Source organism: Desulfobacterium sp. N47 (assembly GCF_051233685.1).
Classification (GTDB): Bacteria; Desulfobacterota; Desulfobacteria; order Desulfobacterales; family RPRI01; genus RPRI01.
The window spans coordinates 1-12,769 of the sequence record NZ_JBAMMY010000198.1; the positions used below are offsets into that span (position 1 = coordinate 1).

Genomic DNA, 12,769 nt, shown 5'->3' on the forward strand with positions numbered 1-12,769 from the left:
GAAGTTTATTTAAAGGCCTATGGTTCGATTGCCGAAGCCAGGCAAGAAATTAAAAACTATTTTGAATTATATAACTATGAACGGCCGCATCAAAAACTTGACAAAAAAACACCGGATATGGTCTACTGGGAAACATTTCCCAAGAAAGAGGCAGCAGCTTGAATAAGCAGTTTATCACTTAAAAAAAGCATTTTGCTGTTCAAACAATCCCGACCACCGCACTATTAAGCAGGTTACCTGATATGCACAGATGGTGGTAGTTTATCCGGTGGTTTTGCAATATCTTTTAGTACAAAAAATATAACCACTGCCGGAATCAGTAAAGCCACCACGCTCCAGGCTCCGATTGCAAGCAAAACAATCTGGTTCAGAACTAAAAATGCTGTATAGGTATAGGCAGCCCATTTTTTCATTATCCACAAACCTGCTATGCAAACCAGTCCGATAATAATTGAAAACACCAGGTAAGGTGGATACCATGAACCGACCTGTTGCGCTTTAGACGAGAAAACCAAAGGAACAATGTATATTGCCCCAATAAAACCGATTATACATATTATTGTAATTGAGGCGGGGCGTTTTGCTTTTTCTGTTTTTTCAGTCATGATTTTCATCTCCTTTGTTGTTGCAAGGCATGATGTTCTGCAGGTGCCTGTGTATCGGCTGAAGCATCTTTTCAAATAGTGCTCGAAGCTCCTTATTCTGCTTATGAATATTCATGTGCATATATACATCTTTGCAAGCAAAAAAAGAAGAAAGAATATCCCGCAAACTCCCCCTGCTAATCATTGTTCCTTTTTGATTGCTTTAAATCAATTTAGAAAAATATGTTAAAAACAAATGCGTTTACCCTCTGCAATCAGGACATAGTTATTGACTAAACAGAGAATGCTGGGATAAAAAGAACAAATTTAGCCGCATTCTAAATTATTGTAAATTTGTTAATCTTATTTTTTAAACACAGCTGTTATAAACGGAGCTTAAATTAAAAGAAATGATTCAATTAATAAGAGGAGTTAAAGATATTCTTCCGGGAGAAATCGGTCTGTGGCAGAAAATAGAAAAGACTGCGATATCTCTTTTTGAAAGTTTTGGTTTTTGTGAGATCCGTCTTCCTATTATCGAACATACTGAACTTTTTGCAAGAAGCATCGGACAGGATACTGATATCGTTGAGAAAGAGATGTATACTTTTCTTAACAAAAAAGATGAAATGATTACTTTGCGACCTGAAGCCACGGCATCAATTGTAAGGGCTTATATTCAACACAGGCTTTATGCGATTGATCCGGTACAAAAATTCTACACTATAGGCCCGATGTTCAGGAGAGAAAGACCGCAAAAAGGACGTTACAGGCAATTTTATCAGATTAATGCCGAAGTCCTGGGGGTTGATTCCCCCCTTACGGATGCCCAGCTTATATTTATGTTGGTTGAGCTGTTAAAAAGATTGTCTGTTCCTGATGTTTGTGTGTATTTAAATTCTCTTGGCTGCCCGGTATGCCGTCCCGGATTTAAGAAATCGCTTCAAAAGTTCATGTCAAATACAACAGCAATGCTATGTTCGGACTGTGAGAGAAGAAAGGAAAAAAATCCTTTAAGAGTTCTGGATTGTAAAGTACTTGCATGCCGTGAGGCAATGAAGGACGCTCCATCCATTATAGAACATCTGTGTAATGAGTGCGAAGAGCATTTTGAAGCAGTAAAAAATTCATTGAACGATTTGAATATTCAATTTGAAATAGATAAGAGGCTCGTAAGGGGTCTTGACTATTATACAAGAACGACTTTTGAGGTACATACGGGTTCACTTGGCGCACAGAGTGCTGTCGCCGGAGGCGGACGTTATGACAGGCTTATAGAGTCTTTAGGAGGACCTTCTCAGCCTGCAATTGGTTTTGCAATAGGCTTCGACAGGCTTGCAGAAATTATTTCCTCAGATAATGCCGGTGTTTCCTGCAAACCCGATCTTTTTATTGCAGCTCTTGGAGAACAGGCCAGAACAAATGCACTTAAATGGTCATGCGCTCTTAGTCTTTCCGGAATAAAAACCGAAACCGATTTTTCCGATAAGGGTTTAAAAGGGCAAATGAAAAAAGCAGACAGGCTCGCAGCCGGTCATGTTCTCATTATAGGAGATAATGAACTCAGCGAAGGATCTGCTATTTTAAGAAATATGATGACAAAGGAGCAGGTTTCAGTGCCTATAGATGGCATAGTGGAAAAGCTTAAATCAATATTTGTGTAAATAAAAAGACATTATAATCTTATCATTTTCAGTCTAAAGGGTTCCATGTAACAAGAATTCCGGGAATTTCATAAACCGGAAAACGTATTATTATTTTGAAAGGACTCAAACAGTTGGCAGATATACTTGGTAAAATGAGAAGAACCCATAATTGCTGTGAACTTGGCAGCAAGGATACAGGTAAAGAAGTAGTTCTTATGGGATGGGTACAGCGCAGAAGAGATCACGGAGGAGTAATCTTTATTGATTTGCGTGACAGGGAAGGTTTAACCCAGGTTGTTTTCAATCCGGATTATGAGAGCAAAACACATAGTAAAGCGCATGAAATAAGAAGCGAATATGTTATAGGAATCCGGGGAAAGGTTGAAAAACGCCCCGAAGGAATGATTAATCCGAATCTGAAGACCGGTGAGATTGAGGTTTTTGTTTCTGAGCTTAAAATTTTAAATGAAGCATGCACCCCTCCGTTTCTGATTGAAGACTCTGTGGATGTTTCCGAAAATGTTCGCCTTAAAAACAGGCATATTGATTTAAGACGGCCAAATATTCAAAAAAACCTTATTCTTCGCCATAAATCTGCTGCATCTGTAAGAAAATACTTAAATGGGCTTGGGTTTATAGATATTGAAACTCCGGTTTTAACTAAAAGTACTCCTGAAGGTGCCCGCGACTATCTTGTCCCAAGCCGTATAAATCCGGGAATGTTTTATGCTCTTCCCCAGTCTCCGCAGATTTTTAAACAGCTTTTAATGATTTCCGGCTTTGACAGGTACTATCAGATTGTACGCTGCTTCAGAGACGAGGACTTAAGAGCCGACCGCCAGCCTGAGTTTACCCAGATAGATATTGAAATGAGTTTTGTGGGTGAAGATGATGTGATGGATCTTGCTGAGGGTTTAATAAAAAATCTTTTTAAGGATGTGCTCGACAAAGATATCCAAACTCCGTTTTTAAAAATTCCGTACTCGGAAGCAATTGATCGTTATGGACTTGATAAGCCTGATCTGCGTTTCGGACTGGAGCTTAAAGATGTTTCGGATATAGTAAAAACATCAGGATTCAAGGTCTTTTCAACTGTTGTTGAAAAAGGCGGTATAGTTAAAGCATTAAATGCTAAAGGATGCGTTGGTTTTTCAAGAAAAGAGATTGATGATTTTACTGCATTTGCTGCCGTTTATAAAGCAAAAGGGCTTGCCTGGATAAAGGTTAAGGAAGACGGATGGCAGTCTCCTATCGCAAAATTCTTTACTGAAAATGAAAAACAAGCCCTTGCAGAACGTATTGGCATTGAGACCGGCGACCTGATTTTCTTTGTAGCAGATCAACCTAAAATCACAAATGATGCCCTTGGGCATTTAAGAAACCATATCGCCCAAAAACTGAATCTTATCGATGATAATGTATTTAATTTTTTATGGGTTACTCAGTTTCCAATGATAGAATATGATGAAACCGAAAAAAGATATCAGGCAATGCACCATCCTTTTACTTCCCCGCTTGAGGAAGACTTCGAGCTGTTAAAGGAAACCCCCCTTGCAGTTCGTTCAAGAGCCTATGATCTTGTATTAAACGGTTCTGAAATCGGTGGCGGCAGCATACGTATTCACCAGAAAAAATTGCAGGAAACCGTTTTCGAAACTCTTGGCATGACGCCCGAATCATACAATGAAAAATTCGGTTTTCTCCTTTCGGCACTTGATTCAGGCGCTCCACCTCACGGCGGAATCGCTTTTGGTTTCGACAGGCTGATCATGATACTTTGTGGCGGGTCATCCATAAGGGACGTAATTGCTTTCCCGAAAACACAGAAGGCTTCATGCCTTTTGACTAATGCGCCATCAGAAACAAGCAAAGCTCAACTTGATGAACTTTGTTTGAGAGTAAAGACGGTTAAATTATAAAGTGGCATACTAATTTATAGCCGTTTAATCGCTGACCTGATCTGCTTTATTTAGAGAAAAAGCTTATGGAAAGTTTTTTTTTATTTTCCGAAAAGTTAAGGCTCATAGCCGCAGTAAGTCTGTGTTTATTAATTCTCTGTTTTATACCGGGAGATGCCAGCTGTCTTGATCTTACAGATAAAAACGTTTTAATTATAGGAAATTTTTGTACCGAAAAAAGCGGTGAAAATCTTCCTGCCGGATGGGAGACGCTTTTATTTAAAAAAATTGAAAAACATACACTCTATTCGCGGGTAAGAGATAATGGCTGTTTTGTCATCAAGGCGGAAGCCAATGCCTCAGCTTCCGCTCTTATCCGAAAAACAAGTATCAATCTGAATAAATATCCAATAGTAAACTGGCGGTGGAAGGTCAGTAACATTCTTGAAAAAGGTGATATCCACAGTAAAAGCGGTGATGATTATCCGGCAAGAGTGTATATTACCTTTGAATATGATCCGGCAAAGCTTTCTTTATGGGAAAGATCCAAATATGAGTTGGCCCGGCTTGTCTACGGGCAATATCCGCCATATGCGGCAATAAATTATATCTGGGGAAGCCACGCCCCGAAGGGAACTTTAAGTCCTAATCCCTATACAAACCGGACCATGATGTATGTGGTGGAAAGCGGCGATGAGAAACTTAACCGGTGGATAGAAGAAGAACGCGATGTTTACAAAGACTATAAAAAAGCTTTCGGCACTGAACCGCCTATGGTTTCCGGAGTTGCTATCATGACCGATACGGACAATACCGGTGAGAAAGCAACGGCATTTTTCGGGGATATAATATTCAAGGATAAAGGAAAATAATATGGCATCAAATTATTATGAACCGGAGGATCTGGCGGATTTTTCCAATATTGCAGAATATGCCTCCGATCAGGGCAATAAATTCTTTGATTACTATGAAGTTTCGGCTTCAGCCGGTAAATTAAGTGAACGGGAAAAAACTCTTATAGCACTTACTGTGGCAATGACTCAGAATTGCCCTTACTGTATAGATGCTTATACTAATAAATGCCTCTCGCTTGGCATCGGTGAAGATGAGATGATGGAGGCTGTGCATGTCGGAGCTTCAATGATGGCAGGCATAACTCTTGTTCATTCAACACAGATGCGGAAAATAATCAGAAAAAAGAGTATGTAAAATGGCTTTTTCCGATCAGATAGCAACATTGAACAGATGTCCCGTTCACTTTACCCAAAAGCTGGCAGGTCCTGTATATGCAACCGGGATAGAAGTGTTACAGCTAAATGTTGGAAAGCGGTGTAATCTTTTTTGCAGGCACTGCCATGTTGAAGCAGGAGATAAAAGAGAAGAAGTTATGTCTCCCGATATTCTTGGTTTATGTGCAGAAGTACTCAGGAAAAACATCAGTATCAGCATTGTAGATATCACCGGTGGAGCCCCTGAGATGAATCCGGGGATAAAAACATTTATAGAACAAACTGCAAAGCCTGGGCGACGACTTATAGCAAGATCAAATCTTGCAATACTGACTGAAGGCCGATATTCGGATTTTGTTGAAGTCTATGCTCAAAATAATGTGGAGATAGCAGCGTCGCTTCCGGATTGTGACGAGAACAGAGCTGACCGGCAGCGCGGAAAGGGTTTTTTTAAAAAATTTATACAGGCTGCAAAAAAACTGAATGAAAAAGGTTATGGCAAACCCGAAAGCGGCCTTGTCCTTAATCTTGTCCATAATCCACTTGGCGCATATCTGCCTGCAAGCCAGAAAAGTCTTGAGCTAAATTATAAACAAAGCTTAAAAAACAATTATGGTATAGATTTTAATACTCTGTTTTGCATAAACAATATGCCGGTCGGCAGGTATCTTGACTTTCTTCTGGCTTCCGGAAACTATGATGAATATATGTTTGAGTTGTTGCAGGCATTTAACCCGGCAGCTCTTGAAAATGTTATGTGCAGAACAATGGTTTCGGTAGCATACAACGGCAGTTTGTTTGACTGTGATTTTAATCAGATGCTCAACATGCCTATCAGTTCCGGATATTCGGATCACATCAGCAGATTTGATATTAAAAAGCTTAGCAAGCGCCCGATAGCGCTGCATAATCATTGTTACGGGTGTACGGCAGGCGCCGGTTCTTCATGCCAGGGCGCTCTGGAATAACAAAAGACTATCAAAATGATCTCCATCATAATTCCTGTATTCAACGAGGAAAAGATCATAGCAGGACAGCTTGAATCCCTGCTTTTGGTTCTTGATAAAGACTCCGAAGTAATTGTGGTAGATGGCGGCAGCCAGGACCGGACTGTGGAAATAATAGAAGGATTTGAGAATATAATTCTTCTGAAATCCGCCAAAGCCGGGCGTGCAACTCAGATGAATTATGGCGCAGACAGGGCAAAGGGTGATATATTACTCTTTCTGCATGCCGATGCATCTCTTCCGAAAGAATGGAAATCCGAGGTTATGAAAGCTGTTGATTCAGGATTTGTGGCAGGCGGATTCAGGATAAGATGCGACAACAAAGAGAATCTTGGCGGACTTGACAGTTTTTTTGCTTATATTTCCGGGCTAAGATCCCGATATGCAAAATATATGTATGGCGATCAGGCAATCTTTGTTACAAAAAATGCTTTTAAATCCGTATCGGGCTTTCCCGAAATCCCCATAATGGAAGACTATGAGTTTTCAAGGAAGGTTTTTGCTGTGGGCAAATTATACTATTCCGGACTGACTGTTGATGTATCATACAGACGATTTAAGCATGGCGTCATTACTGCTGCCGCACTTATGCTTTTTATTCCTTTCCTGTTCAGAACAGGAGTATCACCATACCGCCTTGCAAAGCTTTACAGGGATATAAGATGAATAAAGAGCTTCTGGTTCTTTTTGCCAAAGAACCTGTTTGCGGGCAGGTTAAGACCAGACTGGGAAAAGATACCGGCATGAAGGCCGCTTCATCTCTTTACGATCTGCTGCTTCGCCATATCATTAAAAATGTAGCTTTTTTGAAAGATTATAAAGATTATGATGTTATTATTTATAAAACGCCGGGTAGCTCAAAAGTATACTTTGAAAAAATAGCTGACGGTATTATTGTAAAAGACCAGCCTGAAGGGGATCTGGGAAAGAAAATGTATGCCGCTTTCAACCAGGGGTTTGCAAATGATTATGAACGAATCTGTATTGCAGGAACGGATTGCCCCGGGATATCTCATGCTGATATCCTTAAGGCTTTTAAACTTCTTAAAACCGGCAAGCTTGTTTTAGGCCCTTCGGATGATGGTGGATATTATCTTATAGGTTTGTCAGGTTCTTATCCTCAATTGTTTGAAAATATTGCATGGAGTACAAAGGATGTTTTATCATCAACCCTTAAAATCGCCGGATCTCTCGGTATCACTTGCAACTTGCTTTCTTTAAAGACCGATATCGATGAAATGGCAGATATTGAGAGATATATGTCAAAATATCCTGATTCGAAACTTACCTTAGCTTTTAAAAAAGTGTTGATAGACTTTGTCGTAAAGGTAATAACTTGAAAATCGTCATATCAAACAACCTGATGCTTTCTGAAATCCCAACTGATTTATATCAGATGCTTATAGAAAAGCTTACATTATCCAATCCCAAGTGGATAGAAAATGAAAAAATGGGTCGCTGGAACAGGGGAACTCCTAGGGTTTTAAAGTTTTATGACAGAATAAAAGGAGGGGGCCTTTGCATTCCAAGAGGTTTTATGCGTCAGCTTATACTTCTTTGTAAGCGCCATGCAATTGAACATGAAATTGCGGATAAACGGCGTGTTCTTCCTCCGGTTGATTTTACATTTAACGGCTTGTTAAAACCTTTTCAGGATCAGGCAGTCAGTGTAATGCTTTCCAAGGATTTCGGAACATTGAATTCTCCTACAGGAAGTGGCAAGACTGTAATGGCTCTTTATATGATAAAGCAGCGAATGCAGCCCGCATTGATAATCGTACACTCAAAAGAACTTGCAAACCAATGGATCGAACGTATTGAAACATTTCTTGGTATTGCCAGAGAAGAAATCGGAATAATTGGATCGGGCAAAAAGAAAATAGGTGAAAAGATTACCGTAGCCCTTGTTCAGTCAGTTTACAAATGTGTTGAAGAGGTTTCTTTAAAAACAGGATATCTTGTGGTTGACGAATGCCACAGAACTCCCAGCAGAACATTTAATGAAGCGGTATCCGGCTTTGATTCAAAATATATGCTGGGCTTGTCTGCAACGCCATGGCGCAGAGACAATCTTTCAAAACTCATATTCTGGTATCTTGGAGATGTACGGCATGAAATCGATAAAACAGCGCTTATAGAGAGGGGAGATCTTCTGCCTGCCGAGGTTATTGTAAGAGAAACGGATTTTAATCCGTTTTTTGATCCTGTTAATGAATACAGCAAAATGCTTTCCGAACTAACCGCAAACGACGGAAGGAACCATCTTATAGCTTCAGACATTGCAAAAGAAACAAAAGATGGAGATGGAAAATGTTGCCTTGTGCTGACAGACAGGAAAAAGCACTGTGAAACCCTGCACTCGATATTAAAATACAGGTACAAAATATCATCGGAATTACTCACAGGCGATGTGCCGCTGCTTAAGAGGAAAGATATCCTTGACCGTCTTAATAACGGGGAAGTAAAAGTGCTTATTGCAACAGGGCAGTTAATCGGAGAGGGTTTCGATTGCAAAAACCTGTCGATTCTTTTTATTGTAACTCCCATAAGGTTTGCCGGAAGAGTGCTTCAATATCTTGGAAGGATACTAAGACCGGCTCCGGGCAAAAACAAAGCAATAGTATATGATTATGTTGATGTGAATGTAGCAATACTTAAAACATCCGCCGCATCAAGGCAGAAAGTTTATGATTCATGGAAAATTTAATATTTTATTTTAGTCAAAAGGTAAGAGGATCAGTTTTCTGAGAAAAATAATACTTCAAATAAGTTTCCCGATCTCCTGCCTCTTTTGCTCTTTCAGCCAGAAACATCCTAAGTTCATCCATTCCTGCGTTGCCGCTTTCGATATACGAGAAAACTTCATCTAACAATTCACCCCTGTCTTCTTCAGATAATGTCATCTTTTTCAATATTTCCTCAAGTTGATACAAGGCGTCTCATAGATCATCCTCTGTGCTATAATCGCCACCTCCATATTCATCAAGTTCTGATAATTCGGGCTCTATTTCATACCATAATGTCAGTGCGGCGGAAGATTCAGCGGAACCATTAACAGATGGACTTACATCGACTTTTTCCTTTAAATTATCTATACACATTCTGCGCATTGAAATATCGTTTTTAATTAATTCATTAACCAATTCAATCAAATCATTTTTGGTAGCAGCATTAAGCATGTTGATGAGCGGATCTTTATTTGCCGTGTTATTATTTTTCCCCATCTTATTCTCTTTTTCTAAAATCATTATCTTTTTATTGTTTTTATTATGTTTTTTAACTTTTTCAATATATCAGCATCCCAGTACTTTCCCGGACTTTTTACGAAGGTATAATTGTTTCGAACTTTCCATTTTTTATGGGATTCAACACACGAATACCTTTAAGTGTAAATTCTTCGGAGCCGTTGTAGCAAACAAATCCAGGCGCGCATCTTTCGCCGGCAGTTTTTTGAAGATGAAGACTATTAAGATCTTTGTAATCTCCGGAACTCTTTACACCTGCTCCGTATTTTGTAGGCTCAGAAATTAACACGAAAAATATCCTTTCAAAATATAATGTTCAGTTCTGCCGTCTTTATCGGCAGAAAATGGATGGTTAGACGACCCGATTGAAGAAAGGAACACCTTAAAAAAATTAATAATCACTGCCGGCAATGAAGGTGAGTCAAAGGCAGACTTGATCCGTTCCGCCGTTCGGTCCGCCTCAAGCGTAATGTTAACCGCCTATTATAATTTCCAAGGATTTATTATTGGAATTTTACTGCTTGTGAAGTCATCTTCATTTCGGGTTATAAGCGTTAAATTATAAGTGTAAGTAGTGGCGGCAATTAATCCATCGATAGATGACATCGAAAGTCCATTTTTCTCAGCATTCCCCTGTATAATTCCCCAGGTATCCGCAACCATCAAATCTATGGGAATAATTCTTTCTTGATATTCTTCGAGTATCGTATTCAGCCAAAGTGCTAATTTTTGCTTTTTTTTAGAATCTGGTAATTTTGTAATACCCTTACGAACTTCACCAATTGTGATTACACTTAAAAATAGCATCTCAGACGAAATGTCTTTTAGCCATGAAATCACTTTTTCATGTGGCACGGGTTTTACAAATTCTGAGATAACGCAAGTATCAAGTAGATATTTCAAAATTCAATACTCCTCGGCAAATCATTTTGCCTTTTAAATTCAAAGTCTTGGTCAACTTTAGGGCAACTTAAAAGGACTTCCTTAAACGAGGGTTTTGCAAAAGTTAAGGCCTCATAGTCTTTAATTGAAATAATAACTACGGCTTCTACGCCTCGCCTAGTAACATATTGCGGCCCTTTTTTAAGAGCTTGTTCAACTAATTTACTGAAATGGCTTTTTGCATCTTGAAGTTTCCAGCTAGTTTTCATATTAATACCTCCTTATCTTCAACCTAGTCTGACTAGTCAGATTAATGTTCTTATAGGTTTCTGTCAAGAATTAAATTACTATGGAATTACGTTCTAATTCAAGGTGGCTAACCCTCACCATCACAGGTGAGCAGGGTTTGCGGACTTCGCAAATGTGAGTTCAACACCAAATTTGGCCAAAACCAAGGCGGCCCCGCCCCTGCGAAACCTGTGCATGGTGAGATTATGGGCTCGCTGCTATTGATGTGCTGAATATTCATCGAGAAGTCGGCGTATCATTTTTTGATACTGAGTATTATATTTCTTTGCTTCCTTTTTAAAAAAATCAATGCTCGTTTTGCTCAGAGAAATTGTGACCTTGACGGTTTCGTCTTTCAAGGCAAGTTCTTCAGGTGAAGGAAGAAAGTCGGAAATGACCTTAACCTTTCCAATGGGCTCATCGGTGTATTTTATTTTGGCTGTCATATATCTTTTTTCCTTTCCGCCAATATCCGGCGCCGATAATTCTGATTTTGTTTTTTCTGTAGGTAAACCTAACTGTCATAATTCCGCCAGAGACACGACCAAGGCAATAAAATCGTTTTTCATCGTCGCTGTGCTCAAGATCCTCCAGAATGACACGATTATGATCTAAGAAAGCAAGCTGTGCCAAGGCAAAAGAAACGCCATGTTTTTCTTGATTATTCGTGTCTTTATTGGAATCCCACTCAAAATCAAATCGTTTTTTCATAAATTTACAATATGTTTAGAAAGGAACTGTGTCAATATAAATATATGGCTATTTATATGGCTTAATTACCCATAACACAAAGTTCACCGGGAAGCCCGTTTTTTAGGCGATCCGGTGGAACGACTCGTTCGGCCTGTCGATTTCTCTGCCAGACTAATCAGAGACCGTAGAGCTTCATTGACGGCTTCTTCGGTAGAGAATACTTCTGCCACATCAGGACTCAGCAATACGAGATTGGTGCCTTTGCAGTATTCTTCATAGTACTTGCCGCGGACTCCCACGCCAAGATCTTCCCGTTTATATTCGGGTCGGAGTTCATCGGTTGCCTTAACCTTCTTCATAGATCACCCTTTCTTTGCGGTCCATTAGACGCGCGTTTATGATTCTTGTTCTATCTTTACGTTCCGTATGTGATACAATAATGAGCCGTTTCTGTAAAGATAAGCCAAAAGTCATTTGTCTTTCTTCATCCACGGAATGATCCGGGTCTTGGAACGTAATGGCCAGAGGGTCTCCAAAAACTGTAGCTGCCTCTTGAAACGTAACTCCGTGTTTTTTGATGTTTGCCTCAGCCTTCTTTGGGTCCCATTCAAATCTCATAGCGGCCTTCCTATTAACTATTATATCATAACCAGCTTACTTAATAATGAATATTTTGGTGCAGAACAATAAGGCTCACAGTTTGCTGCGTCGTTAGCGGCAATCCATGTACAGCCGCTGGAGTACGCCCGGCAAGGGCATAAATTTATGGAGTGAATGTCCCCTGTGTGTGAATCCTGTTAATGTTTAATTTTATTAGCATAAATATTAGCCTGAAGCAAGAGCGGAATCGTGAGGTTCTGTCTGAAGGAAGCCCAATCAAACATAATTCGCCTGTACCTTATTCTCCGCTTCTTCCGTTAAATTGTACAATTTATACACGAGTTGATCGATCTGCTTCTCCCTCTTTTCTCCGCTATTGCAGATATAAATTTGTTGGTGCAGCTTGGTGAAAGAACATTAGATGTAGGAGGCTTTTTTCTCTTGTTGATATGAGGAAACTATATAAGTGTAGGGCGTCAGTTCGCAGTAACAGTTGTTTCATCTATCGGGTTAAAGTTCCGTCCGGGTAATTGTCCGTGCACCCGGTAGTTCAAGGGAGCGGCGTTCTGGCAACAGAGGGTCGTGAGTTCCCAATTGGCAAAACGGCAGGCCGTAGCGAAAGTGAACCTATAAGTAGCCTCGTGAATAGAACGAAGATGCCGACCCAGTGGACGTGTGGGGAAGGCCGAAGTCTGGC

Annotated in this window: 19 protein-coding genes; 9 read left to right on the top strand and 10 right to left on the bottom strand. The window is 39.9% G+C overall.

The window, feature by feature from the left end; translation table 11 throughout:
• A partial coding sequence (locus VXK47_RS12820) for an integrase core domain-containing protein (protein WP_435549193.1) occupies positions 1–162 on the top strand: 162 nt, incomplete at its 5' end.
• A 71-nt stretch (positions 163–233) separates the two neighbouring features.
• Here VXK47_RS12820 and VXK47_RS12825 read toward each other — a convergent pair.
• Positions 234–605 (bottom strand): hypothetical protein, encoded by a 372-nt coding sequence (locus VXK47_RS12825; RefSeq protein WP_435549176.1) that lies wholly within the window; start codon positions 603–605, stop codon positions 234–236.
• 389 nt (positions 606–994) lie between these two features.
• Here VXK47_RS12825 and hisS point away from each other — a divergent pair, with 389 nt between their 5' ends.
• The 8 genes from hisS to VXK47_RS12865 all read left to right on the top strand — a co-directional run bounded on the left by hisS (position 995) and on the right by VXK47_RS12865 (position 9,071).
• Entirely contained in the window at positions 995–2,248 is a 1,254-nt protein-coding gene (gene hisS, locus VXK47_RS12830) for a histidine--tRNA ligase (RefSeq protein WP_435549177.1), read from the top strand.
• 113 nt (positions 2,249–2,361) lie between these two features.
• On the top strand, positions 2,362–4,149 hold the full coding sequence (gene aspS, locus VXK47_RS12835; RefSeq protein ID WP_435549194.1) for an aspartate--tRNA ligase: 1,788 nt from the start codon (positions 2,362–2,364) through the stop codon (positions 4,147–4,149).
• A gap of 65 nt (positions 4,150–4,214) precedes the next feature.
• Positions 4,215–5,000, top strand: a complete 786-nt coding sequence (locus VXK47_RS12840; protein WP_435549178.1) for a DUF3047 domain-containing protein — start codon at positions 4,215–4,217, stop codon at positions 4,998–5,000.
• Between the two features lies 1 nt (position 5,001).
• Complete coding sequence (locus VXK47_RS12845; RefSeq protein WP_435549179.1) at positions 5,002–5,337, top strand: arsenosugar biosynthesis-associated peroxidase-like protein; 336 nt, start codon at positions 5,002–5,004, stop codon at positions 5,335–5,337.
• Between the two features lies 1 nt (position 5,338).
• Positions 5,339–6,325 carry a radical SAM/Cys-rich domain protein gene (arsS, locus tag VXK47_RS12850; RefSeq protein ID WP_435549180.1) on the top strand — a complete coding sequence of 329 codons (987 nt, stop codon included), beginning with the start codon at positions 5,339–5,341 and terminating at the stop codon, positions 6,323–6,325.
• Positions 6,326–6,340: 15 nt separating this feature from the next.
• On the top strand, positions 6,341–7,030 hold the full coding sequence (locus VXK47_RS12855) for a TIGR04283 family arsenosugar biosynthesis glycosyltransferase (protein WP_435549181.1): 690 nt from the start codon (positions 6,341–6,343) through the stop codon (positions 7,028–7,030).
• Positions 7,027–7,704, top strand: coding sequence for a TIGR04282 family arsenosugar biosynthesis glycosyltransferase (locus VXK47_RS12860; RefSeq protein WP_435549182.1), 678 nt, complete (start codon positions 7,027–7,029; stop codon positions 7,702–7,704). The genes VXK47_RS12855 and VXK47_RS12860 overlap by 4 nt, the downstream gene beginning before the upstream one ends.
• Positions 7,701–9,071 (top strand): DEAD/DEAH box helicase, encoded by a 1,371-nt coding sequence (locus VXK47_RS12865; RefSeq protein ID WP_435549183.1) that lies wholly within the window; start codon positions 7,701–7,703, stop codon positions 9,069–9,071. Before VXK47_RS12860 ends, VXK47_RS12865 begins: the two co-directional genes overlap by 4 nt.
• A gap of 13 nt (positions 9,072–9,084) precedes the next feature.
• Here VXK47_RS12865 and VXK47_RS12870 read toward each other — a convergent pair whose 3' ends face one another.
• The 9 genes from VXK47_RS12870 to VXK47_RS12910 all read right to left on the bottom strand — a co-directional run bounded on the left by VXK47_RS12870 (position 9,085) and on the right by VXK47_RS12910 (position 12,090).
• Complete coding sequence (locus tag VXK47_RS12870; RefSeq protein ID WP_435549184.1) at positions 9,085–9,267, bottom strand: hypothetical protein; 183 nt, start codon at positions 9,265–9,267, stop codon at positions 9,085–9,087.
• A 36-nt stretch (positions 9,268–9,303) separates the two neighbouring features.
• Positions 9,304–9,612, bottom strand: coding sequence for a hypothetical protein (locus VXK47_RS12875; RefSeq protein WP_435549185.1), 309 nt, complete (start codon positions 9,610–9,612; stop codon positions 9,304–9,306).
• Positions 9,613–9,685: 73 nt separating this feature from the next.
• Complete coding sequence (locus VXK47_RS12880) at positions 9,686–9,898, bottom strand: hypothetical protein (RefSeq protein ID WP_435549186.1); 213 nt, start codon at positions 9,896–9,898, stop codon at positions 9,686–9,688.
• A 194-nt stretch (positions 9,899–10,092) separates the two neighbouring features.
• Positions 10,093–10,512 carry a type II toxin-antitoxin system VapC family toxin gene (locus VXK47_RS12885; RefSeq protein ID WP_435549187.1) on the bottom strand — a complete coding sequence of 140 codons (420 nt, stop codon included), beginning with the start codon at positions 10,510–10,512 and terminating at the stop codon, positions 10,093–10,095.
• Positions 10,509–10,760: a type II toxin-antitoxin system Phd/YefM family antitoxin gene (locus VXK47_RS12890; protein WP_435549188.1), complete on the bottom strand. Its 252-nt coding sequence runs from the start codon at positions 10,758–10,760 to the stop codon at positions 10,509–10,511. Before VXK47_RS12890 ends, VXK47_RS12885 begins: the two co-directional genes overlap by 4 nt.
• Positions 10,761–10,997: 237 nt before the next feature.
• Complete coding sequence (locus tag VXK47_RS12895) at positions 10,998–11,225, bottom strand: CopG family transcriptional regulator (protein ID WP_435549189.1); 228 nt, start codon at positions 11,223–11,225, stop codon at positions 10,998–11,000.
• On the bottom strand, positions 11,197–11,490 hold the full coding sequence (locus VXK47_RS12900; RefSeq protein ID WP_435549190.1) for a BrnT family toxin: 294 nt from the start codon (positions 11,488–11,490) through the stop codon (positions 11,197–11,199). Before VXK47_RS12900 ends, VXK47_RS12895 begins: the two co-directional genes overlap by 29 nt.
• An 83-nt stretch (positions 11,491–11,573) precedes the next feature.
• Positions 11,574–11,831 (bottom strand): hypothetical protein, encoded by a 258-nt coding sequence (locus VXK47_RS12905; protein WP_435549191.1) that lies wholly within the window; start codon positions 11,829–11,831, stop codon positions 11,574–11,576.
• Positions 11,818–12,090, bottom strand: coding sequence for a BrnT family toxin (locus tag VXK47_RS12910; protein ID WP_435549192.1), 273 nt, complete (start codon positions 12,088–12,090; stop codon positions 11,818–11,820). Before VXK47_RS12910 ends, VXK47_RS12905 begins: the two co-directional genes overlap by 14 nt.
• Between the last annotated feature and the right edge of the window lie 679 nt (positions 12,091–12,769).